The following is a 23,208-nucleotide window of genomic DNA, read 5'->3' on the forward strand; positions in this document are numbered from 1 at the left end:
GCGCAGAGTGACGTTTCATGCCCCTTCGCGCAAGCCGTCGGGTAATCAAAAAAATATGTCACACATTTCCCGCTCATCCCCTCTAACACTATAGAGCAACAGGTAACAGGATCATGCGATGACAAGCGGTGACGTTTCCCTTGAGACGGTGACAGCAGCCAAGGCCGGTGACCGGAAGGCCCTTGAAGACGTGTTGGCGGGGCTTCAGGATCGGATCTATAGCCTGGCAATGCGGGTCCTGGTCAATCCGGACGACGCAGGCGAGGCAACCCAGGAAATCCTGATCCAGATCCTGACCAAGCTGTCGACATTTCGCGGCGAAAGCGCATTGTCCACCTGGGCCTACCAGATTGCCGTCCGTCATATTCTCAATGCAAGGAAACTGCGTGACCGGGACCTGGGTTTGACATTTGAAATGTTCGCTACCGATCTGGAAACCGGGCTTGTCGCTGATCCGCCCGCCGCACCCGATCAGGCGCTGTTGCTCAATGAGCTGCGCATCTCCTGCACGATGGCGATGCTGCTCTGTCTGACCCTGGAGCTGCGGCTGGCCTATGTCCTGGGTGATGTTTTTGAAATGGACCACGCCGAAGCGTCCCGGATACTGGAGCTGACGCCGGCCGCTTACAGAAAGCGTCTGTCCCGCGCCAGAGCGGAGGTGATCGCGTTTACCTCGCAGCACTGCGGGTTGGTCAGCAATCAGGCCAAATGCAGTTGTCCGCGACGCCTTCCGGCCGCACTCAAATCGGGAAGGATCCGCAGCGGGTCTTATCCGAATTCTGCCGGAGCATCCGTCGACTATGCTGCCGCGAAACAGCAGATCGCTTCCGTTGTGGATGATCTGAAGACGTTCAAGCTGCAGCAGGCCGTTCCCGGACAGATGTGTCCGGAAGACATCCGCGGCCGGCTGACCCGCATGCTGTCACACCCGCTTTAGGTCATCCCCTCATAAAATAGACTGCGATGGTATGGATGATATTGGTCGGATACGAGGCGCGAAACTGCTGGTAACCGCCCGGTTTTCAAAGTTTCGCAACGAAGTAGCCGTGCAAAATCACCTTATCCTGAAGGGACGCAAAAACGGCTTCGATCTGCTGCGTCAAAACGCTCAACCGGGCGAAAAGCCCGCTTTTCGCGCCTTTCCTTGCAGCTCATCGCCGTTTGCCGCGCCATCGCAGCCTATTTTGTGAGGGAATGACCTAGTCCCGTTCCGCCAGACATCTGACTTTCCAACCAACCTGGCAACAGGCGGGACTGGCACCGCTTTGCCTGACAAACCGAAGGAGACACGCGATGAAGCGTCCAATCCGCACGGGGGCAATCGCAATTGCCATTGCCCTTTCAGCTCTTTCCACTCCACTACGTGCAGAAGGAACCGGAGACATGACACAGGATGAAAAAGACGTAGTGGCGCTCGTCCAGACAATGACGCGATCGTTCGAAGCGGGCGATCTGGACACGGTCATGAAAACTTACGAGGACAATCAGACCATCATGTTTCAGCCGGGGGAGCCCGTGTCGGACGGCGCAGCTGCACGGCAAATCTTTGAACAGTTCGCGGCTGTCTCGCCGAAGTTCTCGTATTCCGGACACGAGGTAATCGTTGAAGGCGACCTGGCCGTGCATATCGCTCCCTGGCGAATGAACGGCCGGGATCCTGAAGGCAACCCAATTGCCGGCGAAGGCCTTTCGATTTCGGTTTTGCGACGCCAGCCGGACGGGTCCTGGAAAATGGTCATCGACAATCCGCACGGCAGTCGTCTGATGAATAGCACGGCGCAATAACACGGGAAGACGGGCCGCATCCAAAAGGATGCGGCAGGCGTTTCAGCACAAATTTTTCAGCGGCGGCACTTGTCACTCCTGGTGTTCCGCCCGGGTTTCATGGGGTCTTCAAGGATCGAGCGGGGCAAGCGCGGCCTCAAAAGGAAGGCCAAAAGAACCGGAACCCAGCGGAACCGGACAAAGGCGTGAAGCAGCGTAATTTGTTTTTGCCGTCGTAATTCTAGTGCCTCTCGTTCGTAGAGGACATGTTCGGGCACCTCCTCCGGCCAGAGTTCCTGGTGGTATGGATAAAGCTCCCGGCGCGGGTCATTCCACACAAGCTGTTTCTCGCAATCAGACACACGAAGGTTCGAGAGTGAATAGGGAACTGGCATCTGCAATTTCCTCTCATAATTGATTTCAATGTTAGGATTGATGCAGAATTTCGCACGAGTGAGCGATATCTGTATGTTTTTGAATTGAAATTGAGGTTTCAAAAATGAAACAAACTATGGATTGGGAAGATTTGCGCTTGTTTCTTGCTGTTGCAAAGGCAAGCGGGCTGGCGGGCGCAGCGGACAAAACCGGCGTTAGCGCGGCAACGCTTGGAAGACGCGTTTCTTCGCTTGAAAAGAGCCTGAATGTCAGGCTGGTCGAACGTGAGGCGCGCGGTTACGTCCTGACCCAGGCCGGCCGGGAGCTGGTATTTCAGCTCGAAGGCATGGACGAAGTCGCACAGTCTATCTCTAGGTGGCGCGAAAGCGGGAGAACCAGACGCCGCGTCCGCATTTCCGCAGGTGACTGGACCGCGCGTCTGCTTATGGACAACATCAGTGAATTCTGGTCTCCGGAGGCAAGCTGGGTGCCCGAGTTCCTTGCTGATCTGCACAATCGCGATGTTGCCCGCCGCCAGATCGATATTGGTGTCAGAAGCCGGCGGCCGAAGCAGGAATGGCTGGCAGGCCGGAAAATAGGTACGGTCAGATACGCCGTCTATCAGGCAAAATCGGCAAGGATTGAAGCGGAGCTCGGCTGGATTGGCGTCGTTGAGGACGAAGCGCATTTTCCAACGGGGACCTGGATCAGGGAACATCACGGTGATGAGATCACGGTAACCGTCAACAAGGCGGTTCACGCACTTTCGCTTGTGCGTCAGGGGGCGGGGCGCATGCTGTTGCCGATGTTTGTTGGCGAAGCCTTTCAAGACCTTCAGCGGATCGCAGAGCCCATTGACGACCTGCAGACGGAACGATGGCTGGTCATGCACCAGGATGAAAGGCACGAACCAGCGGTTCGCCAGGCTCTGGCGGCTCTGGCCAAGTTATTGAAAAGAGACCCGCATCTTCAGGCGGAATTCTGAAATCACCATGTTGTTGACGGGATTTACTTGCGAAAGTCGCGCTTGCCTTGAATCAAAATTAACTAGGCTCCATATTTAATCGTGAACGGAACCTTCGGATTCCGGTCCGGATGCCTTGCAGGGTCCGGGCGCAAGGTCGCTTCGACAAGGACTTTGAGGATGTCACGCATGTCAGCGTTTTCCAGCCCGTTTATGCTCGGGTTCGACGATATCGAGCGAGTGCTCGATCGTGTTTCCAAGGCCGCCAACGACGGGTATCCACCGTATAACATCGAACGTCTTCCAAAAGTGGAAGGCCAGGGAGATGTCATCCGGATCACTCTGGCGGTTGCCGGCTTCACCAGGGAACAGCTCGATGTTTCGGTGGAAGAAAGCCAATTGGTGATACGCGGCAGGCAGGTGGACGACAAGTCCCGTGAGTATTTGCATCGCGGTATTGCCGCGCGGCAGTTCCAGCGGGCATTCGTTTTGGCGGAGGGTATTGAGATCCTCGGTGCCGATCTGAAAGACGGTTTGCTGTCCATCGATCTGGCGCGCCCCGAACCGGAACGCGTGATAAGAAAAATAGAAATCTCCAGCGGCGAATAGACCCTCGTTGGCAAAGAGAACGGAGAAAGACTGATGCACGATCCCAACAGCCCGGCCTGGGCAGACTATACACTTTTGTCCGAATTTATGTCGGCGGACGAATTGACGGAACTTGGTACGGGCGATGTCGCCTATATCAAGCCGATCAAGGCGGATGATCTGAAGGAAATGTTCCCGGACGTTCCGCCTCTGCACGACAATGTTACGCTTTACGCACTTCAGAACGCGGACGGTACGCCGATCCTGCTGGCCGACAGCCGGGAAGCCGCTGTTGCCAATGCCTTCGAGGCTGAACTCGAAATGGCATCCCTGCACTGACCATTTGCGTATTTTCCAGTGAAAAAACACCGGTCGAGAGGCCGGTGTTTTCGTGTGTGCCGAGAGGTTTACGGAGGAAACACCGGCGTTCGCAACAAGAACCCGGAACAATCGGTTTTATTGTCCAATCTCACGGTAATGGGATTCGATCCGCTCGACTTCTTCCGAGCACCCCAGGATCACGCCAATTCTCTGATGATGAGACTGCGGCTGTACGCTGAGAATGCGCTCCCTTCCCGTGGAGGCGCGCCCGTTGGCCTGTTCGACAATGAAACTCATCGGGTTCGCCTCATAAAGAAGCCTGAGTTTTCCGCCCCGGGATGCGTTTTCCTTGTCTGCCGGGTAAAGAAAAATACCCCCACGCGTCAGGATCCTGTGCACTTCGGCCACCATTGAGGCCGTCCATCTCATATTGAAGGTTTTCTGTCTCGGACCGTCTTCGCCATCGATGCATTCCTGGACATAGCGGCTGATGACGGGATCCCACTGACGCCAGCGGGACGCGTTGATGGCGAATTCATCGGTTGTTTCCGGCAGCTGCATGTTCGGAAAGGTCAGCAGAAATTCTCCGGTGCCCATCTTGTGCGTAAAACCGTTGACGCCTTGCCCGGTCGAAAACACCAGCGATGTCGACGGACCGTAGAGCGAATAGCCGGCAAAAATCTGCTTCGTGCCCTTCACGAGAACCACATCGTTCGAAAGCGTCTCAATATCCTCTTCGAGCTCGACCACCGAAAAGATGGAGCCGACGGAGAGATTGACATTGAGGTTTGAGGAACCGTCGAGCGGATCGAAATAAAAGAGGTAGTCACCTGCTTTGGGACGGTCTTTCAACCAGACGACATCGTCCAGTTCTTCTGATACGAGGCCTGCAACGCGCGCGCAGTTCGAGCAATGGCTGAGAAACACATCGTTTGCGATGACGTCGAGCTGCTTCTGCGTTTCGCCCTGGATATTGGACGTTTCCGTCGCACCAAGGATATCGAGAAAGGGGCCGTTGCGGATCTGGTGTGAGATGATGCGGCAAGAGGTTGCGATATCCTCGATCAACAGGACAAGGTCCTGATCAAGGGCATCCTGTTTTTGCAACTGAAGCAGGAATTTTCGCAACGTTGTACTTTCAAGCGTCATGATGTGCCCGTCTCTCCCCGCCTAACTGGCCGTAATCGTCGTCAAAAAGTCTGAACTGATTTATGGGACCAGAGCATAGCAGCCGCAGTGCGATGCGCCACCGGGATCTGGCAGGGCAATAAAACAAGCGTCTTTTCGATCTTTACAGCAATGCATTGTCGAGCGGCGCGACGCATTCGCAACCAAACAGAACGACGAAAAACGGCGATGTACCGTTGTTCCCGGTAAAACACGACATCTTCCTATGGGGCTTGTGACCATGCCCCATTGTTTTGCAACGGCTATTTTGCGGTGGATCGCTGCTTACCAGTCAGCCAAACCGCCACGCGCGATACGGCAGTTCGCTACGTCAGCGCCGGTTCCTTCGTGTCGGACGACTTGCGTTCAGTGCTTTGTGCGTTTCCGTCCCTGGGGGCAGATCCCGGCTTTCCGTCCGACGATGATCCCGAAACGGACGGAGGTGGTTTGCGCCAAGGCTGGCCTTTGTACCAAGCGACCAGATAGGCGACCGCAATGAGAGCCAGGAAACCGCCGAAATTGGTGAAGATCTGCGCCAGCCATTCACCGCGTGCCCAAGCCATGTCGCGCAGGATCGCAACGGTTTGTGCAATGACGAGGCTGGCCATGAAGACGGCAAGCGATTGCTGACCGACTTTCTGGACCACGCGCACGAATCCGCCCCAGAGCTTGCCGTGTCCGAGCAGATACTTGCCGTGTTCGCCTGCCGCGACCCAGGCCACATAGGCGAGCGCGAGAAAATGGATATACCGCAGGATACCGAATTCGGTCTTGACCCAGAGCGGCCGGATGGCTTCGCGGACCTCCCGTGCCCACACGACGTCGAGGTGGTTTGCGCTGTGAATGCGGAAATAGGCGAAAGGGATCGTGACCAGAATGATCGCGATCGCAATCAGGATCAGGTTCCGGTTGACAGGCGGTGCCGGGATCCAGCCACGCATGAATGCAAAGCCTGTGAAGAACAGCATCTGCCAGGCGAAGGGATTGAAGAACCACTTGCGATCGGACCAGGGCTCAGCCGGAAGGTCCAGAAAACCGAACTGCGAAGCAAGCCAGAGCCCGATGGAAAACGCGAATGCTCCGGGCACCGAATATCGCGCGATCAGCATGATTGCTGGCATCAGGGCCAGGATGACCACATACATCGGCAGAATGTCGAAGTAATTCGGCACCCATGTCATGGTCATGAGTCCCGGCAGCGCAATTTCGGTCTTGTTGTAAAGATGCCAGAGATTGAGCGAATTGACGTAGTCCTGGGTCAGACCGCAGCAACTGTTCAAGAAACCGCTTTCGTGGACCATCACCAATCCGACGGCAATGACCAGAAACTGTCCGATGAAGGCCCAGTAGACCTGCCACATGCGCTGGGCGACACGGGCAGCGCCAATGCCCCATCCATAAACGTCGAAGGTCTTGCCGAACGCAAGCGCGGACGCCATCCCGGAACAGAAAACAAAGATTTCCGTCGCATCGGAAAACCCGAAACGTGCCGGGATCCAAAGGGTCCACCAGTTCCACGGCATGTGCGCGATGAAAATAATGAACATCCCGATCCCGCGAAAGAAGTCGAGTCGCGGGTCGCGCGGACGTTTGGTTTGCGTATGTGCGTTCACGTCTAATCCAGAGTATTTCGGCCGATCAGGTCAGGTTGCTGCCTAAACGGAGTTGGCAGCCCTGAGGTTTTCGTCTTCCATGACCTGTTCGGCACGTTGCATCTTGCTGCATATGTCAAGTCGCTGCTCTGCGAAACGGTCCATCGCGCCACGTTTTGAGCTCCGGCTCTTGATGATCGCTTCCGCCTCAGTTGAAAATCCTGCGCGCAGTGCCGCATCGATCGTGATGCGCTCAAACACATCACGTTGAGCGTGGGAGCCACCGATTGTGTAAAGATTGTCGCGGGCCGACGTCAGAAGGGAAAACGCTGAGGCGTAGTTGCCCTTCCGGTATTGCTCGAGCCCAAGGCCTGTAGGCAGCCCGGCTTCAGCCGAAACCCGGCCGATATCCGTTTCGCTCTTTGCCCGTTCCTTCAGTCCGGTCAGCAATCTGTCCGCGCCCATGCGCCGCCCGCCGTTCAAAAGCGCCAGCAGATAGTGAAGGTCGGCAAACACATTGCAGCCGTCCTCGGCACGCTTGTCGGAAAGCTGCGCGATTTCTTCCCACCGTGCACCGACATCAACGCCTTCAAGCTCAAGCCGGACGAGCAGGGAAGCTGCATTGGAAATGTCGCGGTAGTCGTCTGTCTTGTCCTTGCGGATATCGGCATCGTACAGCGCCAGCGCTTTGTCCGCTTGGCCCTGGTCCAGATACATCAGCGCAAGGTGCCACCAGACATGGTAGCCAAAATTGTTGCAGTGAGCCCATCCGTCAGGATGGTTCTCAAGCCAGCCTGCGCCCTCCTCGGAACGGCCGGTCATATCGTGGACATGCGCAACGGCGTGCAGGCCCCAGGCATCGTCGCGGGCAAATTCAAGTCCTCTGCGTCCGGACGCCTCGGCAAGGCGATACTCTCCGGTCTCTTCAAGGGAGAATGCACGGCAGCCCAGAAGGTAACCATAGGCAGGATGTTTTTCGTCATAGGCGGAAAAGACGCGCTCGATGGACTGGCGCATACCGGCTGCGTCTCCAAGCACAAACCGGATCGCGTGGATCACCTTCATCATGAAAGCGTCTTCCGGAACCCGTACAAGCATGGCATCGAGAATGTCAGCCGATCGTGTCGGGAAACCCTGTAACCAGGCATCCAGCGCGTCGATAAAGGCCCGTTCGCGTTCGGTAACCGGAGTGTTCTGTGCCGACGTCTTGGCAATCGAAAGGCATTCGCGGGCGGTGTCAAACAGCTCTCTGCGTCCCAGAAGGATGCAGAACAGGCCGCGCGCTGCATGGCCAAGCGCAAAATCCGGGCTGAGGCTCAGGCAGTTTTCGAGATGAGTAGGCGTGGTCTTGCCATGAGCCAGAAAGGCCAGAACGGTCGCATTCCATGCTGAAACGGCGTCCTTGTCGGACAGTGTGATATCGTACCCGAATTGATCGCTGAGACGCATGTTTGGCCTTTTTCGTTTCCCAAGCTGACAGCCGCCGTGCGTCGCTTTCGTCAACGCAAACGGCAGCAGGCAGCTGAATGATTACTCACCGCTAAAAATCCGCAGCCTTCTCATGAACTGCAAAACACAAAAAGGTGTTGGCAATGTGTAGAGCAGTCACAGACACTTGGATTGTGAAGATATTGCGTCTGATGCAAGGGTAAAGCCCATTCTTTTGGCAGTCCGTGCACCTCCGGATCGCAGAAAAAACGTAAGGAAAGGGCGCAGAATCTGATGGCCGCCACCATACCCAAGTCGCAAAGCACCGTTGTTGCAGTTGCTGCCGGCCTGCTTGTCTTGATAGCGATTGGTTCGTATGCGGAGGCCGGTCTGCGTCAGGCTGTCGCAGTATTGATCGGCGGCGTTGCCGGACTTTCGCTCTACCACGCCAGTTTCGGCTTCACAGCTGCCTGGCGCCGCATTGTTACGGAAAGGCGGGGTGCGGGACTGCGGGCGCAGTTCGTTCTGATCCTTCTGACCAGCGCAATATCCTTTCCGCTGATTGCCTGGGGCGCTCAGTTCGGGTGGCCGACGGGCGGTTTTGTATTCCCTTTTGGCGTTGCGGCGGCTCTTGGCGCTTTCATGTTCGGTCTCGGCATGCAGCTGGGAGGCGGTTGTGGTTCCGGAACCCTGTTTACGGCGGGCGGCGGGTCGACCCGCATGATGATCACTTTGGCGGCGTTCGTGCTCGGGTCTGTGCTGGCCACTGCGCATCTTCATCTTTGGGGGCAACTGCCGAGACTGCCTGCGGTGTCCCTTATCCGCGAATTTGGTCCCCATGGCGCCTTCCTGCTGACGGCCCTGGTGTTGGGAGTGTTCGCCTTTGCGACAATCCGGATCGAGCGAAACGCGCATGGCGAGTTGGCGGCACCGCGCAGCACCGCATCATTTGTGACAGGTCCATGGTCTCCGATGCTGGGCGCTGTGATGCTGGCCTTGGTCGGCATCGCCACTTTTATCGTGGTGGGCCGTCCTTGGGGAATAACGTCCGCGTTTGCGCTCTGGGGCGGCAAGATGTTTCATGCAGTCGGGATACCGGTCGACACCTGGCCATACTGGACCTGGCAGCGGGGCGCGCTTGAAAATTCGGTTCTTCGTGACACCACCTCGGTGATGGATTTCGGCGTCATTCTGGGCGCAATGATTGCCGCAGCGCTTGCAGGCAGGTTTGCTCCGGTCTGGCAACTCAGCCGTCGCGACCTGCTGACGGCGATCGCCGGTGGCCTTCTGATGGGCTACGGGGCACGGCTTGCCTATGGCTGCAATATCGGGGCTTATCTCGGCGGTCTTGTCTCCGGGTCTCTCCATGGTTGGCTTTGGCTGCTCTTCGGATTCGCCGGTAGTCTCGTTGGCACCCGGCTCAGACTGCGTCTGGGGATGGAATAGCGGCATTGACGACCGCAGCCTGGGAAACACCTTATTGTGAGACTTGCGTGAGTGTGCGCGCGATAAGTTGAGCCTCTTTCACTGCTTGATCACGGGGAACAAGCGCATGCGCCACTTGCTGAGTTTCTTTTTTCTGATTTCACTTGCCGCCGGGCCGGCATTTTCCGACAGCGTTGTGCCCAGGGAGGGCTGGCAGGTGATCTCGACGGCAAAAGCCTATCAGGCGCTCGTTGACGATCTGAAGGCATCCATCAAGGCGGAAAAGATGCTTCTGGTTACGCAAGCGAGCGCGTCTGCCGGGGCCAAGGGCCGCGGACTTACGATCCCTGGCAATCGGGTGATGGGCGTTTACCGCAACGACTATGCGATCCGAATGCTTGAGGCGTCCGTTGCGGCGGGAATTGAAGCCCCGATCAGGTTCTACGTGACGGAAAACAGTGATGGCACCGCTATGCTCTCATGGAAGACGCCTAGCTATGTCTTCGCGCCGTATATGGAGGAAGGCGGCAAGCCGCTTGAAGAACTGGCTGCAGAACTCGATGGCGTCTTTCAAACCATTGCCGACAACGCTGTTGCATCACGGTAACACGCAGCACTCATTCTGGTTTTCTTTCTGAGGATGAACAAAAAATAGTCTTGTGATGCCACAATTACGGAGCAACACTGTTTGTGTCGTCAACAACTGAAAGGAGGTGTGCCCATGTCTAATGAGTATCGGAACGTGGCCCGGAAGTCTGGGTGGAATGGAACGGTGCTGGAGCAGCCTCTGGTGTCGAACGGTTTCACTGGGATCTGATCCGGACTTAGGGTCTACGTCGATCTCATGGGAGGGCCGCACTGCGGCCCTCTTTTGATTCCCGCTGCCGACAAATGCAGTCTTTGCCTCAGACCAGACCGACAGCCTTGCGAACGTCTTCATCCCGCAGCGAGCAGTCGATGCCGCGGTAAGTGTCGCCGGCGTCCGTGCTGAGCCAGCAGATGGCCTCACCAACCCACTCGGCCGGGATATGAACAGACGGGTCAAGCTGGCTTACCGGGTTGATGCCAGACGCTTTGATATCCACCTGCATCTGGGTTGCCACGGTTCCAGGGCTCAGTCCGATGACACGAATGCCCTTGTCACCGAATTCCTTTTCGCCGCATCGCGTAAGCGACAAGGCGGCCGCCTTGGAGGAGCAGTAGTGGCTCCATCCTTCCAGCGCGCCTGTGGCTGCTCCCGAACTGATATTGATGACTGTGCCGGAGCCGTTTTTCAGCATATGCGGCGCAGCGGCACGCAGCCCGTTGTAAACGCCTTTCACATTGACATCGATGACCGAACTCCAGGCCTCCGGGTCGGAGGTTTCGATTCTGGAGATGGGCTCGATGATCCCGGCATTGTTGACCAGGATGTCGATTGTACCGAATTTATCAAGGCATGCCTGGATGGCCTTTTCAACGTCGTCATACTTGGCGACATCGCAGATCAGCGCAGTTGCCTGGCCGCCGTTTTCGTTGATCTCCGCCGCAATGCGCTCGATGTCGGCACCGGAACGCGCTGCAAGCACGACCTTGGCGCCGTATTTCGCCAGGCTCCTGGCTGCAGCTTCGCCAATACCGCGGCTGGCACCGGTAACCAAAGCCACTTGTCCAGACAAATCAAACATATACTGTCCCTGAATTGTTGAGACCGAACAGGTCTCTGTTGAACTTGGCGCAAACTTAGTGCGAGAAAGCTGGAGAATAAACAGCTTGTTTGCAGCAACTTCGTGCAAGACTTACACGAATGCTTGAAAACGGTATTTTGATGATTTCGGGTTCAGTCTGCTGTCCTGTTTGGCGGAGCGAACGAAGGACGGGGAATAGATGATGGCGGAAGAAAAACCGGTCTTTCAAACGTTCCTCCGTCAACTCTACTACGGCCATACCACCCGGGCCCGCGTCTTCAGATTTGCTCTGTTGGCATTCGATCTGATTACGATCGGGTACTTCATCGTGTCATCGGTGATGGATCCAGAACGGCATTTTCATACGCTTGACTATGCAATCGCCGTGATACTGGCGCTGGACTATCTGGCACGGCTCGTCGCCTCTGCAACACCGACACGCTACCTTCTGAGCTTCACGTCGCTCGCCGATGTCGTCGTAATTGTTTCACTGCTTGTACCGGTCTTTTTCGAAAACTTCGCATTCCTGCGTGTCGTCAGAATGCTGCGCCTTTTGCGGTCCTATCACCTTTTGAAAGAGCTCCGCGAGGCGTCGAGCTGGTTCCGTCGAAACGAGGATATCCTTCAGTCTGCTGTCAATCTTGTCGTCTTCATTTTTGTCGTTACCGCGATTGTTTTCGTGATTGAGGATGACCGGAATCCGAACATCAACAATTATCTCGATGCCCTCTATTTCACCGTCACGACGCTGACGACAACGGGTTTCGGCGACATCACAATGACCGACAGCGTCGGCCGGCTGATGACGGTTCTGATCATGATATTCGGCGTCGCGCTGTTCTTGCGGCTGGTGCAGACGATCTTCCGCCCGTCCAAGGCTCAGATTGCGTGCCCCGACTGCGGTTTGAACCGGCATGACACGGACGCGATTCATTGCAAGCATTGCGGCCGGATGCTCAATATCCCGACCGAGGGGGCCTGGGACTAGGTCATACGCTGACAGAACCGGTCTCGCTGACTTGTGATAACGTCAGGCTGGACAAACGGTCTCCAGAAACCATTCTTTTCAGGCAGTCTCTCAGACCAGAGAGGCGCGAAGGAATGCCACAGGAGCCGATCTTGATTTCTGAAAAGCTACCCTCTGCCGCATGCGCCGCCTTTCTGGCCTCGTCGCTGCTGGCTGTTCCAACCCAGGCAAGCGATCTGCCCGCATGTGGAGGCGAAACGCCGTGCACGCTTGATAATGGCGAGTACTACATTCACATGCCCGAAAACCGGGACGGTGACGCGCCGCTCGGTGCGATATTTTATCTTCATGGTCATCGCGGTAAGGCCGTCAATGCCATCCGGAACCAGGGCTTCCAGCGCATGGCGGATGATCTCGGCGTGGCATTTGTCGCCGTCCAGGGCGTCAACGGCACCTGGTCCTTTCCCACGGCCCCCCGCAACCTTCGCGACGAGCCGCTCTTTTTCGACAGTGTTCTGTCCGATCTTGAAAACCGGTTTGACATCGACAGGGACCGGACGATGCTTTCCGGCTTTTCGTCGGGCGGGTTCATGACCTGGTACATCGCCTGTGAGAATTCGGGACATTTTTCTGGATATGCGCCCATTGCCGGTGCCTTCTGGGAACCGCTTCCCGACACGTGTCCCGCTGATAATCCGTATCTCTTCCACGTTCACGGGACGAGCGACACTGTTGTCCCGCTTGCGGGACGTTGGCTGGGCGGCGGCCAATGGAAGCAGGGCGACGTCTTTGAAAGCTTTGATGTCTGGCGCCGCCAGAACGGGTTGGGCGAGGCACCGGCTGAAAAACTCACCGATGGCAACCTGGAATGCGAACGCTGGGCGCCGGAAGGCGGTCTCTTCGAACTCTGTCTGCACACGGGGGGCCACAGCGTTGAAGCCAAGTGGATCAAGCGTGCCTGGAACGAGCTTGGCGAAATAAAGGGCTGGGATCGGAAAAGCTGAACCGTCACATCGCCTTAACGGGAATGTGAGGCGAGGTGTTGTGCGGGTGCTCTAGCTGCAGTTGACGGGAACGGCGCTATATGCCCATTTCCCGGTAAACTGTCAGTCAATAGGTTTGACGTGTCTGAGCCCACCACACCATCCGGAGCATTGTCCGGTCTCGTCGTCCTCGATCTCTCCCGTATTCTGGCGGGACCAACCTGTTCGCAGATCCTCGGCGATCTGGGTGCGGAAGTCATAAAGATCGAGCGGCCGGGCCGCGGCGATGATACCCGTGGCTGGGGGCCGCCTTTCCTGAAGGACGGCGACGGCAATGAAACGGCCGAAAGTGCCTATTACCTGTCGTCGAACAGGAACAAGTCTTCCGTCGCCATCGACCTTGCAAGCGCCGAAGGACAGAAACTGATTTCGGATCTGGCTGCCAAAGCCGACATTCTCCTGGAAAATTTCAAGGTCGGCGACCTGAAGCGGAGAGGGCTGGATTACGAGAGCCTGAAATCCGCCAATCCGAGCCTGATCTATTGCTCCGTGTCCGGCTTCGGCCAGACCGGACCTTACGCGCACCGCGCCGGCTATGATTTCCTGATCCAGGGCATGGGCGGCATCATGTCGTTGACCGGTTTTCCGGACGATGAGGGGGGCACCGAAACCAAGTGCGGTGTCGGCATCGCGGATGTGATGTGCGGAATGTACGCAACCGTGTCGATCCTGGCAGCCCTCAATCACCGGAATGAAACCGGCGAAGGGCAATACATCGACATCTCGTTACTGGACGCGCAGGTTGCCTGGCTCATAAACCAGGGGGTTGCTCATCTCGTGTCGGGCGACGTCCCCGGACGGCTTGGCAACGGGCATCCGACAATCGTGCCCTACGAGACCTTTCCGGCGAGCGACCAGTCCTTCATCATTGCTGTCGGAAACGACGCCCAGTTTCGCAGGTTTTGCGAAATCGCGGGAGCGCCGGAACTGGCGGATGACCCGCTCTATGCGAAGAACGCCGACCGGGTCCGTAATCGCAAACAGCTGGTCCCGATCATCCGGCGGCTGACGATCGAACGGTCCGCCAGCGACTGGATCGCCGTCCTGGAGGAGGCCGGTGTCCCTTGCGGGCCGGTCAATGACCTAGGTCAGGTGTTTTCCGATCCTCAGATCCTGGAGCGGAATATGCGCATCACGCTGCCGCATCCGCTGAGCGGATCGGTTGACCTGATCGGATCGCCCATCAATCTGGAAAAGACGCCGGTCCAATACGCGAAGGCACCTCCCATGCTGGGCGCGGACACGGCGCACGTGCTACAGCGGCATCTTGGCCTGAGCGACGCGACGCTGAAAGACCTCTCCGACCGGGGCATTCTCGACCTCGGCAAGGCAGATAAAAACAAGGAACATTCCGCCAAATGACAACCGGCGCAGATATCATTGCCGGCAAGCTTTATGCTGCCGGCTGCCGCCACGCCTTCGGCATACCCGGAGGCGAGGTTCTGGCCCTCATGCAGTCCCTCGATCAGGCCGGCATGAACTTCGTGCTCGTCAAGCATGAAAACGCTGGCGGTTTCATGGCCGAGGGGGGCTGGCATGCGGACGGCGCACCGGGCGTGCTTCTGGCGACGATCGGACCGGGCGCGGCCAATGCCATCAACGTGATCGCGAATGCCTGGCAGGACCGGGTGCCGTTGGTTTTCCTAACGGGATGCGTCGACCAGGGCGAGGCTGAAAGCTACACGCACCAGGTTTTCGATCACCAGCAATTGCTCCGGCCGATCGTCAAGGCAAGCTTCTCGGCCCGGCTCGGCGCGCTTGACGTCGTGATGGAAAAGGCGCTTGCGATCGCCCTCGACGGTCAACCGGGCCCGGTTCACATCGATGTCCCGATCAAGGTAGCGGAAGGAGAGACGGACGAGGCCTGGTCGAAGACATTCCGCTCATTTCCGGTTGCGACTGCACCAGCCAGGGGATCAGATCTTGAGACTGCTCTTGCACTCTTTGCCAAGGCCGAACGGCCGATTGCGATTGCCGGGGTAGATGCTGTCAACGAAGGCGCCTCTGAAGCGATCAGTGCCTTTTGTAAAAAGTTCGGGATCCCGCTGGTCACTAGCTACAAGGGCAAGGGGCTTCTCGATGAAAACCACCCGCTTGCTCTGGGTGGGGCTGGCCTCTCCCCGAAGGCAGACGGCCACCTGCTGCCCCTGATCAACAAGAGCGACTGCATTCTTCTTCTGGGGTACGACCCGATCGAGATGCGCATCAACTGGCGCAATCCCTGGGACGCAGACGCGCCGGTTGTCGATGTCACACCGGTTTTGCGAACCCACGGCATGCATGGCGTGTCCGCGACCTTGCGCAGCGCAATTGCGCCGGTTCTGGATATTCTGAGCGAGGCGAGGGACGTCAATCACGCGAGCTGGCAGGACAAGGAACCGGAGACTGTCCGCAGGGATCTCGACGAAGCGTTTGCACCGGAAGGTGAAGGCTGGGGCCCGGGAACGGTCTTCCATACCTTGCGCAAGGCGATGCCGGCCAACACGGTTGCGACGGCGGACAGCGGTGCGCACCGTATCCTGGTCAGTCAGATCTGGCGCTGTCCGCAGGCCCGGCAGATGCTGCAGTCTTCCGCCCTCTGCACTATGGGATGTGCGGTGCCGCTTGCCATGGGTCACCGGCTGGTGGACGGCGAGGCCCCCGTCATCGCATTCGTCGGCGATGCGGGACTGGAAATGTGTCTGGGAGAATTGTCGACACTTCGGGACCTGAAGATCCCCGTCATCATCTGCGTCCTTGTCGACACAAGCCTTGCGCTGATCGAATTGAAACAGCGCGGCAGCCAACGCCCGAATGTCGGGGTCGACTTCGGCGAGACCGACTTTCCCGCCGTTGCGCGCGCCTATGGCGGCCATGGCGTCTGGATCGACAATGCCGATGACCTGAAACAGGAAACGCAAGCCGCCTTGGACCGAAACGGCTTCACGGTGCTCGCCTGCCGGATTTCGCGCCGCGCATATGACGGAGCATTTTAAGTTACGGAAAAAGACGCTAAATCTTTGTTTTGGCCAAAGACTGAAACGTAACTTGAGTTGGAGGCATACTGCTTTGTTGGACTACAAGAATTTGCCTCCCGTTGCGGGTGAAAACTCGAGAGAATATTGTCGTCGGCTAGAAAGTGTCGGGCACGAAGAAGCTTTCATGCGGAAGGCTTTGCGTTTTCATTTTGGAATGGAAAGATTCGATTTTCCCAGTTTTTTCGACGATTTCGAATTGGCCCGCTTACGACATATCGAATTGATCCACCGTTTGTCACCGAACCGGACTGATTATTCGATGATAAAAAAGATTTCCGGAAATTTGGGAGTGTCTCAGGAGCACGCAAAACTGTGGTTTGAAAAGTATCGCGAAAAAGGAGAACTCCCGGACGCTGGTGAGCGTGCGCTTGAGCGTTGACTGCCAATCGCTGACGCAAGTCGTAATTGACCGAATTTCGATACCTGTGTTTGTTCCAGTCAGCGCAAGAGTTTAGACGACAGCAAACTGCTAGGTCAGCTGTCGCCTAGGGAGACTCATGGTGGGCGACCGTTCCTACGATCCCGACAAGATGTTGGGTAAGCACAGCTATTGTACGTCGAGCCGGCTGCTGGGAGCAGGTGTCACATCATTCCAAAATTACCTAAGCACCACATCCGTGCGTTCCTATCGTGCCTCTGACGCTCTCACTGCACCTGACGGCGGTAAGCTTTGCGCGGCGTGTCAGGCTCTTGCCTCGCGCTCCATCCGCGCCGCCCAGGCGTCTGCCAGATCCGCAAGCACCTTTCTGAATTGACGTTTCGCTGCTGCCTTGAAGAGCGTTCTTGTCAGGAAGTTGCCTTTCGGTGTTGCTTCAATATCGATCGTGAATTTGGACCCCTCTTCCATCGGCACGACCGACCACTCACCGTGGAGTTTTGAAATCGGGTAGGGATAGTCGTCGGCTTCCGTGTGAATGCGGAAACCGAAGGCGTGTCCTTCGTCGAACAAATCGCATGTTTCGAGCCAGTTTTCACCCTTCAGACCGTAGCACCTGCGCTGCATGCCTTCACCGTTTCCTGCAACGATCTCAACCTTGGAAATATTGTCGGCGACGTCCGCATATCGTGGATGATCCGTCATGACTTTCCAGACGACATCTTTTGGGGCTTCGACCGTTCGGCTGACACTGGCGAGGAGTTTCTCTCCCGCCGAGCGGACGGATGCCTGGCTGAGTGACGCCACGATCCTTTGAGCTCCAAAATATTGACCGAGTGCAAACACCGCAACGAAAACGGCGACAGCGACAATCGCTACAGCACCGAAACCTGAAAAAAGCGTGTTGGCGAATATCAGCAGAGCACCGCTGCCCAGAATCCAGCCGAGATCAAGCGCACTGATAAACAGCACTTGGCCCTTCGTGACAAAGCGGTCCGTCGCCATCAGTATCAGATCCAGCGCAAACACGATCAGACCGGCACCCAGAATACGCAAGACGAGTGTCTGCCACCCGGCCGGTTCGAGGAAAATCAGCTCGGCGGCGAAGGCGGGAGCGAAAACCAGATCAATGCCGATCAGGAGCGAAAAAGCAGCGTTCAATCCAAGGAAAAGACGGGCGGTTCTTGAGGTGTCCATGATGTTGTCTCGCAAGTCGTTTGACGATCGCGGACATCCCTGCACCTGACGGCAGATGCATTCAATTACCTCGGAGGTAATGGACCCCGGCGCAGATATCAGTCAGGAAAAGGACATGACTTACAATCCGAACATTGAAGATCTTGCATTTCCCGGTTTCCTGAAAAACTGGCGCCAGCGGCGCAGGCTCTCTCAGTTGGAACTCTCGTTGCAGTCAGGCCTGTCACAGCGCCATATCAGTTTCCTGGAAACCGGCCGCTCAAATCCAAGCCGGTTTGCAATCGCTCAACTCGCGGAAGCGCTGGAGATGCCGGCAGCAGAGGTCGATGCCATGTTGCTCTCGGCCGGCTTCGCTGCGCTGTCTTCCCGCAAGGGATGGGACGGTGACATTCAAAAGGCTGTCGAGGCTTCGATTGACCACGTACTGAAAGGGCACGCGCCCTATCCGGCGATTTCGATTGACCGGATCTGGAACCTCTTGAAGGCGAACGACGCTGCACAACGGTTTTTCGCCCTCGCCGGCGCACGAGGGGAGGCCAACATCCTGCGCGAGATCCTGTCGCCAGGGCCGGTGCGTGACTGCATTCTCAACTGGAACGACACGGCGCGCGCGCTCCTGCGTCTCTTGGAACTTGAAGTCGCGCGAAGGCCACACGACCAGGAGGCGCGGCAGCTGTTGGATGAGCTGAAATCGCTGGATGGGGTCGGCGATCTGCTGCGCCATCCAAGTCCAGATGCGAGCGCGCCCGTCCTCACCATCCGGTTCCGGATCGAAGACGCGGAGCTCGAATTGTTTTCCCTGATTGCCACGATCGGCATGAGCGCGGACGCGACGCTGGACGACATGCGCGTAGAAACCCTGCTGCCGGCCAATGATGCGACGCGGACCTGGTTTCAGGATCGGTTCATGCAATGAGGGTCGTTCAGGCGCGAGACCTGAACGACCCAACGTCTTGCCGCCGAGGACAGCGATTTATGGCAGGACAGCCGTTCCTTCAATCTCGACGAGAAACTCCGGCAAGGCCAGAGACTGGACGCCCAGCCAGGTGTTCGGAGCAGGCGTCACATCGCCCCAGAATTCGCCTAGCGCCATGCCGACTGGCTCCAGCTTGTCCGGTGAGTGGTTCACGACATAGGTCCGGATACGGACCAGATGCTCAGGACCAAGGCCCTGATCGGCCAGGACCGCCTTGAGGTTCGCAAGGCACTGGCGCGCCTGGGCATTGAGGTCGTCGCCTCCGACCAGTTTGCAGTCATTGTCCCAGGCAACCTGGCCCGCAAGATGCAAAAGCCTGCCCGGTTCCGAAACGGCTGCGTGAGAAAACCCCCACTGAACGCTGTTATACAAGCTGTTGGGATTAATGCGGTCGGACATGGAAACCTCTCCAAAATCAATAGAGTGCAGCATTGTGCTGCGTCGGATCATCGATGCCGGCTTCAGGTGCCCGCTCAGAGCGTTGACTTCGCAAAGCAGCGGGCACGGTTTTTGGCTGCGGCGTTAGTCACCTTAGCGGCCAAGAAGTCCGCGGTCAGCAAGTTGAACCGCATAGCGCGATTTTGTGATCCTCATGAAAGTGAGATTTTGAAGAAATCGAAAGCCTGAGTGCGTTTCCAAATGTGGAGTTGGCAGCGCGGCGGTAAAACAAACTCTACCGCCGCGCAAGGACTCAGGCCGCAATTATGCGGCGAATGGTGCGTTCTTTCCGCTCCTGGTAAATCTGAAGCCGAAGAGGCCCGCAACGGCACCTGCAAGAAGGAAACCTGCTGCCGGCAAGGGAACAGGGGTAACAGGCGTCTGGACGGGTTCGAACGCGCGCACCAGTGCCTGACGCGTAATGCCGATCGCACCCTGGTATTCGATCCCGGAGAGGTTGATTGAAGCAACGTCGAAGGATCCGGCAAGACCGGTGATATCGACAAATCCGGTGAGAGGTATCCGGGCAGGATCAGATGGGCCGAGAACACCGGGCAGGAAATCCGAACGGTTTGTGGGAATTCCTATTGTGGCATCCAGCCCCGCTCCGTTTGCGCTGAACGTGGTGAACAACAGCGGCGCAAGGTTGCTGTCCAGAATGCGGATGCCAACGGTATCGCTGCCTCCAAACAGATCAACTGCTGAAAGCCTTAGAAGAAACGAATTTGGCTCAACTTCGAGCGCGCCAAATGTCGTGAATGTAAAACTTCCGCGAATTGTGTCGCCCGCGGAAACGGGGACGGCCTGTGCTGCGCTCGAAAGAAGAGCCCAAACAGCGGCAATCGAAAAAAGGTGTTTCAACATCTTAAATACTCCTGTTTTGAAAAAGGACAGCTAGTTCCCCCGGGACGCCGGCGCTGTGAAAATGGCGTCCTGGATCAGACGGCACGTGTTTGGACCTGGCGCGCCGTCGGCTTTGGCCGTGTCCGGGAAGGGAGGCGGCAGGCTGTCGTCCCGGCAGCCGCCGCGGTAACTCGTCAGCATTGAGGCGGCGATGCCGGCGATCAGAGGACCATGATCGTTCAGGACGAGATGGATCTCGGCGCTTTGAGGTTCGTTGAAGTTCTGATCGTACCAGCCCCCATCAACTGTTCCGGCCGGAAGGTACGCCGCAAAGACCGCTCGTCCTTGCGGATCGTTGACGACGCCATCCGCATAGACGATCTGCGTGCCGACTTCGGCGGCGCGTCCGATGACGTCTTCCGCGGTGCAAGGGGTTGCCGAACAGTTTTCCGGCCGTGTCATGATCACCCACCAGGCTGTTGTAACGCTGCCCGGGACGAGTTCTGCCGTCTCCAGGGTCATGGTTACACCGTGATCGGTTCTTGAGAGCCTGGCCTCCGACCCGCCGATATGTTTTGCCGGCTTATCTTCCGTGGCCATATGTTCAACCGGCGCTGAAATCATCGCGTCGTCCGATGCGAGTGATGCAGTTCCGAAGCAGGAAGCACAGGTGCCGGCAAGGAATATTTGCCGGAAAAATGTGAAGCTATTCAACATTGTGATTTCCTTTCTGTCGCGGGCTGTTTTGGGAGGGATGGCGCGTGCCTATGCGATCTCGGCGGCACGGGCGGGGGCAATGTTCTGGTTAAATCTGAAGAGGTTATGCGGATCGTATTTGCGTTTGATCGCTGCCAGCCGTTTGAGATTGCCTTGATAGGCGGACAATGCTTGCCCATCGCTCTCGGCTATGAAATTCACGTAAGACCCGGGAACGGCATGGCTTGAGATGCGATCGGACACAGATGTCAGCCAGGCGACCATGGCCTCATCGTTTGCCGGGTCGTGCCAGCGTGCGCCCGGTGTCGACATGAACGGAATTTGACGATGGGGAAAAGCAGTTGCATCGGCACCGACATCGGCAACAGCTCCGCCGAGCTGGCATATCAGGATCTCAGATTCGGGTGTCGGCAAGGTTTGAGCCAACTCGATCAGGGTGTCGATCAATTCCGGCGTAAGCGCGTGATGATTATGTGTCCGCCAGTAGTTCCGTGCACCGGCTGCGTAGGCCGGGTCGAGAAAGCTCTGAGCTTCTGTATAGGCACGCGGTGTCAGCGCATTTCCAAGGGGTTCCACGCCGCCATAGAGGGATTTCAGGACAGAGTATCCTGCTTCCGGCGCCTCGGCGTAGGATTGCATCAGGGTCAGGACCGTCGTCCCGTGTCTCTCTTCAGGCAGGACGGGAGCCGGCGGCGCTGTCATCAGGTTGGCCCAGACGCAGGCCTCGCGCGGCAGCGATGGTGCATGCTCTGCGTAAGCGTTCAGGACAGTGCGCGCATCCTGCAGGTCGAAAAATGTCGGGCCGAAAAGGACCTCCGGTCCGACCGGGTGCAGCTTGAACGTGAACTCGGTCACGACGCCAAAATTTCCGCTGCCACCCCGGACAGCCCAAAAAAGATCGGCGTGTTCATCGGCCGAGCAGCTCGCAAGGGTACCGTCTGCCAGAACGAGTGTGGCGGACAACAGGTTGTCGGCTGCCAGCCCATGCAGCCGTGCGAGCCACCCGAAACCGCCTCCAAGCGTCAACCCGGCAACGCCGGTTGAGGAGACGACGCCACCGGGAGCCGCCAGTCCCTCTGCTTGTGCGGTGGCATCGAATTGCGCCCAGGTGGCCCCGCCGCCCACCTGAGCAACCCGGTTGACCGCATCGATCCGGACTTGGTCCAATGCCGACATGTCGATCATCAGGGCACCGTCGGCGACCGCTGACCCGGCTATGTTGTGGCCTCCGCCCTTGACGCACACATTCAGCCCGCGCCCGGCGGCTGTCCGGACCGCTTCGCTGACATCGGTAACATCTTTGACCTTCACGACGGCGACCGGTTTGCGGTCGATATAGCCGTTCCAGACCAGTCGTCTGTCGTCGAATTCGGGGTTCCCCGGGAACACGGTATTCGCACCAAGACGCGTTGCAAGGAAGCTCTGGAGAGTGTCTGTCATCTCACGGCCCGCTGTTTGCTGGTTGTCATCTTGGCTGTCAGCGTGACGCGAATTTTGAAACCAAAAAACTCACGAATATGCAGTAACTACAGATTCCGGAGTTGTTCGATTTCCGGGGCCGCCGTACTCTTTCCTCAATCGCTCTTGAGCCTGAGGAGTGCCGGATGCCTTATAAAGGGTATGGACAGTACTGCCCGCTTGCCTTGGCGGCGGAAGTTCTCTGCGAACGCTGGACCTTGCTGGTCATCAGCCGCGTGATTGATGGCTGTACGCGCTTCAACGAAATTCATCGTGGTGTGCCCAAGATCTCTGCGACTTTGCTGAGCCAGCGATTGTCGAGCCTGGAACATGCCGGATTGATTTCACGCCGCGCACTCGATAACGGACGCGGTTTCTCCTATGAGCTGACGGAGGCCGGGCGCGATCTGGATCCCATCATCATGAACCTGGCGGTCTGGGGCCAGAAGTGGTCCCGCGACATGGAAACGGAGGATCTCGATCCCGCTTTCCTGGCGTGGAGCATGCACACCAGACTGAATGTCGACGCCATGCCCGAACAGCGGATCGTGATGGAATTTGCCTTCTCAGGAACGCACAAGGGTTTCAGCCGTTTCTGGCTCGTTGTCGAAGACGGAAATGTCGATATGTGCCTGAAATACCCTGGGCTTGAAGTGGACCTCACGATCAGTTCGGATATCCGCCGTTTCGTGGAATCCTGGAGAGGTATGCGGGACTTGCGCAGCGAAATCGCCAACGGCCACCTGAACGTTGTGGGACAGGAAAAATATCGCAGGGCCCTGCCGGAGTGGCTGATGCTGAGCGCTCTGGCACAGTTTCCGAGACAGACCGGCGCCGAAGCGGAAATCGACTGCACAGACGATATCGCAAAGGCAGGTTAGCGGC

Annotated in this window: 24 protein-coding genes; 14 read left to right on the forward strand and 10 right to left on the reverse strand. The window is 57.4% G+C overall.

Features of this window, described 5'->3' with window-relative positions; translation table 11 throughout:
• Positions 1–118: 118 nt before the first annotated feature.
• Both ABVF61_RS13885 and ABVF61_RS13890 read left to right on the forward strand, forming a co-directional pair.
• A complete protein-coding gene (locus tag ABVF61_RS13885) occupies positions 119–937 on the forward strand; it encodes an RNA polymerase sigma factor (protein WP_353994145.1) in 819 nt (272 codons plus the stop codon).
• A gap of 356 nt (positions 938–1,293) precedes the next feature.
• Positions 1,294–1,785, forward strand: coding sequence for a YybH family protein (locus ABVF61_RS13890; RefSeq protein WP_353994146.1), 492 nt, complete (start codon positions 1,294–1,296; stop codon positions 1,783–1,785).
• Positions 1,786–1,841: 56 nt separating this feature from the next.
• On the opposite strand, the gene ABVF61_RS13895 is transcribed toward ABVF61_RS13890, so the two are convergent.
• Positions 1,842–2,159 (reverse strand): hypothetical protein, encoded by a 318-nt coding sequence (locus ABVF61_RS13895; protein ID WP_353994147.1) that lies wholly within the window; start codon positions 2,157–2,159, stop codon positions 1,842–1,844.
• Between the two features lie 116 nt (positions 2,160–2,275).
• On the opposite strand from ABVF61_RS13895, the gene ABVF61_RS13900 reads away from it, so the two are divergent.
• From ABVF61_RS13900 to ABVF61_RS13910, 3 genes are all read left to right on the forward strand, one after another.
• A complete protein-coding gene (locus ABVF61_RS13900; protein ID WP_353994148.1) occupies positions 2,276–3,124 on the forward strand; it encodes a LysR family transcriptional regulator in 849 nt (282 codons plus the stop codon).
• Between the two features lie 159 nt (positions 3,125–3,283).
• Positions 3,284–3,712: an Hsp20 family protein gene (locus ABVF61_RS13905; RefSeq protein ID WP_299476006.1), complete on the forward strand. Its 429-nt coding sequence runs from the start codon at positions 3,284–3,286 to the stop codon at positions 3,710–3,712.
• Between the two features lie 33 nt (positions 3,713–3,745).
• Positions 3,746–4,030, forward strand: coding sequence for a BQ00720 family protein (locus ABVF61_RS13910; RefSeq protein WP_353994149.1), 285 nt, complete (start codon positions 3,746–3,748; stop codon positions 4,028–4,030).
• Between the two features lie 117 nt (positions 4,031–4,147).
• Here the strand turns inward: ABVF61_RS13910 and ABVF61_RS13915 are convergent, their stop codons facing one another.
• The 3 genes from ABVF61_RS13915 to ABVF61_RS13925 form a co-directional block, all read right to left on the reverse strand.
• Positions 4,148–5,161: a class 1 fructose-bisphosphatase gene (locus tag ABVF61_RS13915; RefSeq protein WP_353994150.1), complete on the reverse strand. Its 1,014-nt coding sequence runs from the start codon at positions 5,159–5,161 to the stop codon at positions 4,148–4,150.
• A 344-nt stretch (positions 5,162–5,505) separates the two neighbouring features.
• Entirely contained in the window at positions 5,506–6,792 is a 1,287-nt protein-coding gene (locus tag ABVF61_RS13920; protein WP_353994151.1) for an OpgC family protein, read from the reverse strand.
• 42 nt (positions 6,793–6,834) lie between these two features.
• The gene (locus ABVF61_RS13925) at positions 6,835–8,220 is read right to left on the reverse strand and encodes a tetratricopeptide repeat protein (RefSeq protein WP_353994152.1); all 1,386 of its coding nucleotides are present in this window, start codon (positions 8,218–8,220) and stop codon (positions 6,835–6,837) included.
• 273 nt (positions 8,221–8,493) lie between these two features.
• On the opposite strand from ABVF61_RS13925, the gene ABVF61_RS13930 reads away from it, so the two are divergent.
• Positions 8,494–9,645 carry a YeeE/YedE family protein gene (locus ABVF61_RS13930; RefSeq protein ID WP_353994153.1) on the forward strand — a complete coding sequence of 384 codons (1,152 nt, stop codon included), beginning with the start codon at positions 8,494–8,496 and terminating at the stop codon, positions 9,643–9,645.
• A gap of 106 nt (positions 9,646–9,751) precedes the next feature.
• Positions 9,752–10,231: a DUF302 domain-containing protein gene (locus tag ABVF61_RS13935; protein ID WP_353994154.1), complete on the forward strand. Its 480-nt coding sequence runs from the start codon at positions 9,752–9,754 to the stop codon at positions 10,229–10,231.
• A gap of 298 nt (positions 10,232–10,529) precedes the next feature.
• Here ABVF61_RS13935 and ABVF61_RS13940 read toward each other — a convergent pair whose 3' ends face one another.
• A complete protein-coding gene (locus ABVF61_RS13940) occupies positions 10,530–11,291 on the reverse strand; it encodes an SDR family oxidoreductase (protein ID WP_353994155.1) in 762 nt (253 codons plus the stop codon).
• 202 nt (positions 11,292–11,493) lie between these two features.
• Here ABVF61_RS13940 and ABVF61_RS13945 point away from each other — a divergent pair, with 202 nt between their 5' ends.
• The 5 genes from ABVF61_RS13945 (at position 11,494) to ABVF61_RS13965 (ending at position 16,697) form a co-directional block, all read left to right on the forward strand.
• The gene (locus ABVF61_RS13945) at positions 11,494–12,279 is read left to right on the forward strand and encodes an ion transporter (RefSeq protein ID WP_353996427.1); all 786 of its coding nucleotides are present in this window, start codon (positions 11,494–11,496) and stop codon (positions 12,277–12,279) included.
• A 131-nt stretch (positions 12,280–12,410) separates the two neighbouring features.
• A complete protein-coding gene (locus ABVF61_RS13950) occupies positions 12,411–13,262 on the forward strand; it encodes a CE1 family esterase (RefSeq protein WP_353994156.1) in 852 nt (283 codons plus the stop codon).
• A 120-nt stretch (positions 13,263–13,382) separates the two neighbouring features.
• Positions 13,383–14,663, forward strand: coding sequence for a CaiB/BaiF CoA transferase family protein (locus ABVF61_RS13955; protein ID WP_353994157.1), 1,281 nt, complete (start codon positions 13,383–13,385; stop codon positions 14,661–14,663).
• Positions 14,660–16,276 (forward strand): thiamine pyrophosphate-binding protein, encoded by a 1,617-nt coding sequence (locus ABVF61_RS13960; RefSeq protein ID WP_353994158.1) that lies wholly within the window; start codon positions 14,660–14,662, stop codon positions 16,274–16,276. The genes ABVF61_RS13955 and ABVF61_RS13960 overlap by 4 nt, the downstream gene beginning before the upstream one ends.
• Positions 16,277–16,349: 73 nt before the next feature.
• Positions 16,350–16,697, forward strand: a complete 348-nt coding sequence (locus tag ABVF61_RS13965; protein WP_353994159.1) for a hypothetical protein — start codon at positions 16,350–16,352, stop codon at positions 16,695–16,697.
• Positions 16,698–17,000: 303 nt separating this feature from the next.
• Here ABVF61_RS13965 and ABVF61_RS13970 read toward each other — a convergent pair whose 3' ends face one another.
• Positions 17,001–17,891: an SRPBCC family protein gene (locus tag ABVF61_RS13970; RefSeq protein ID WP_353994160.1), complete on the reverse strand. Its 891-nt coding sequence runs from the start codon at positions 17,889–17,891 to the stop codon at positions 17,001–17,003.
• 115 nt (positions 17,892–18,006) lie between these two features.
• Between ABVF61_RS13970 and ABVF61_RS13975 the strand changes: the two genes are divergently transcribed.
• A complete protein-coding gene (locus tag ABVF61_RS13975) occupies positions 18,007–18,807 on the forward strand; it encodes a helix-turn-helix domain-containing protein (RefSeq protein WP_353994161.1) in 801 nt (266 codons plus the stop codon).
• A 57-nt stretch (positions 18,808–18,864) separates the two neighbouring features.
• Here the strand turns inward: ABVF61_RS13975 and ABVF61_RS13980 are convergent, their stop codons facing one another.
• From ABVF61_RS13980 to ABVF61_RS13995, 4 genes are all read right to left on the reverse strand, one after another.
• Positions 18,865–19,266 carry a RidA family protein gene (locus ABVF61_RS13980; RefSeq protein WP_353994162.1) on the reverse strand — a complete coding sequence of 134 codons (402 nt, stop codon included), beginning with the start codon at positions 19,264–19,266 and terminating at the stop codon, positions 18,865–18,867.
• A gap of 303 nt (positions 19,267–19,569) precedes the next feature.
• Positions 19,570–20,169 (reverse strand): hypothetical protein, encoded by a 600-nt coding sequence (locus tag ABVF61_RS13985; RefSeq protein WP_353994163.1) that lies wholly within the window; start codon positions 20,167–20,169, stop codon positions 19,570–19,572.
• Between the two features lie 30 nt (positions 20,170–20,199).
• A complete protein-coding gene (locus ABVF61_RS13990; protein WP_353994164.1) occupies positions 20,200–20,865 on the reverse strand; it encodes a hypothetical protein in 666 nt (221 codons plus the stop codon).
• Between the two features lie 48 nt (positions 20,866–20,913).
• Positions 20,914–22,305: an FAD-binding oxidoreductase gene (locus tag ABVF61_RS13995; protein WP_353994165.1), complete on the reverse strand. Its 1,392-nt coding sequence runs from the start codon at positions 22,303–22,305 to the stop codon at positions 20,914–20,916.
• 164 nt (positions 22,306–22,469) lie between these two features.
• Here ABVF61_RS13995 and ABVF61_RS14000 point away from each other — a divergent pair, with 164 nt between their 5' ends.
• Complete coding sequence (locus ABVF61_RS14000) at positions 22,470–23,204, forward strand: winged helix-turn-helix transcriptional regulator (protein ID WP_353994166.1); 735 nt, start codon at positions 22,470–22,472, stop codon at positions 23,202–23,204.
• The last annotated feature ends 4 nt before the right edge of the window (positions 23,205–23,208 follow it).

This window comes from Roseibium sp. HPY-6, from assembly GCF_040530035.1.
Classification (GTDB): Bacteria; Pseudomonadota; Alphaproteobacteria; order Rhizobiales; family Stappiaceae; genus Roseibium.

Excerpts from the sequence above, each read along its gene's own strand:
- ABVF61_RS13925 (WP_353994152.1), bottom strand. The coding sequence starts at position 8,220 with ATGCGTCTCAGCGATCAATTCGGGTACGATATCACACTGTCCGACAAG.
- ABVF61_RS13915 (WP_353994150.1), bottom strand. The coding sequence starts at position 5,161 with ATGACGCTTGAAAGTACAACGTTGCGAAAATTCCTGCTTCAGTTGCAA.
- ABVF61_RS13910 (WP_353994149.1), top strand. The coding sequence starts at position 3,746 with ATGCACGATCCCAACAGCCCGGCCTGGGCAGACTATACACTTTTGTCC.
- ABVF61_RS13995 (WP_353994165.1), bottom strand. The coding sequence starts at position 22,305 with ATGACAGACACTCTCCAGAGCTTCCTTGCAACGCGTCTTGGTGCGAAT.
- ABVF61_RS13905 (WP_299476006.1), top strand. The coding sequence starts at position 3,284 with ATGTCACGCATGTCAGCGTTTTCCAGCCCGTTTATGCTCGGGTTCGAC.
- ABVF61_RS13940 (WP_353994155.1), bottom strand. The coding sequence starts at position 11,291 with ATGTTTGATTTGTCTGGACAAGTGGCTTTGGTTACCGGTGCCAGCCGC.
- ABVF61_RS13985 (WP_353994163.1), bottom strand. The coding sequence starts at position 20,169 with ATGTTGAAACACCTTTTTTCGATTGCCGCTGTTTGGGCTCTTCTTTCG.
- ABVF61_RS13930 (WP_353994153.1), top strand. The coding sequence starts at position 8,494 with ATGGCCGCCACCATACCCAAGTCGCAAAGCACCGTTGTTGCAGTTGCT.
- ABVF61_RS13890 (WP_353994146.1), top strand. The coding sequence starts at position 1,294 with ATGAAGCGTCCAATCCGCACGGGGGCAATCGCAATTGCCATTGCCCTT.
- ABVF61_RS13990 (WP_353994164.1), bottom strand. The coding sequence starts at position 20,865 with ATGTTGAATAGCTTCACATTTTTCCGGCAAATATTCCTTGCCGGCACC.
- ABVF61_RS13975 (WP_353994161.1), top strand. The coding sequence starts at position 18,007 with ATGACTTACAATCCGAACATTGAAGATCTTGCATTTCCCGGTTTCCTG.
- ABVF61_RS13970 (WP_353994160.1), bottom strand. The coding sequence starts at position 17,891 with ATGGACACCTCAAGAACCGCCCGTCTTTTCCTTGGATTGAACGCTGCT.
- ABVF61_RS13900 (WP_353994148.1), top strand. The coding sequence starts at position 2,276 with ATGGATTGGGAAGATTTGCGCTTGTTTCTTGCTGTTGCAAAGGCAAGC.
- ABVF61_RS13895 (WP_353994147.1), bottom strand. The coding sequence starts at position 2,159 with ATGCCAGTTCCCTATTCACTCTCGAACCTTCGTGTGTCTGATTGCGAG.
- ABVF61_RS13935 (WP_353994154.1), top strand. The coding sequence starts at position 9,752 with ATGCGCCACTTGCTGAGTTTCTTTTTTCTGATTTCACTTGCCGCCGGG.
- ABVF61_RS14000 (WP_353994166.1), top strand. The coding sequence starts at position 22,470 with ATGCCTTATAAAGGGTATGGACAGTACTGCCCGCTTGCCTTGGCGGCG.
- ABVF61_RS13960 (WP_353994158.1), top strand. The coding sequence starts at position 14,660 with ATGACAACCGGCGCAGATATCATTGCCGGCAAGCTTTATGCTGCCGGC.
- ABVF61_RS13885 (WP_353994145.1), top strand. The coding sequence starts at position 119 with ATGACAAGCGGTGACGTTTCCCTTGAGACGGTGACAGCAGCCAAGGCC.
- ABVF61_RS13945 (WP_353996427.1), top strand. The coding sequence starts at position 11,494 with ATGGCGGAAGAAAAACCGGTCTTTCAAACGTTCCTCCGTCAACTCTAC.
- ABVF61_RS13980 (WP_353994162.1), bottom strand. The coding sequence starts at position 19,266 with ATGTCCGACCGCATTAATCCCAACAGCTTGTATAACAGCGTTCAGTGG.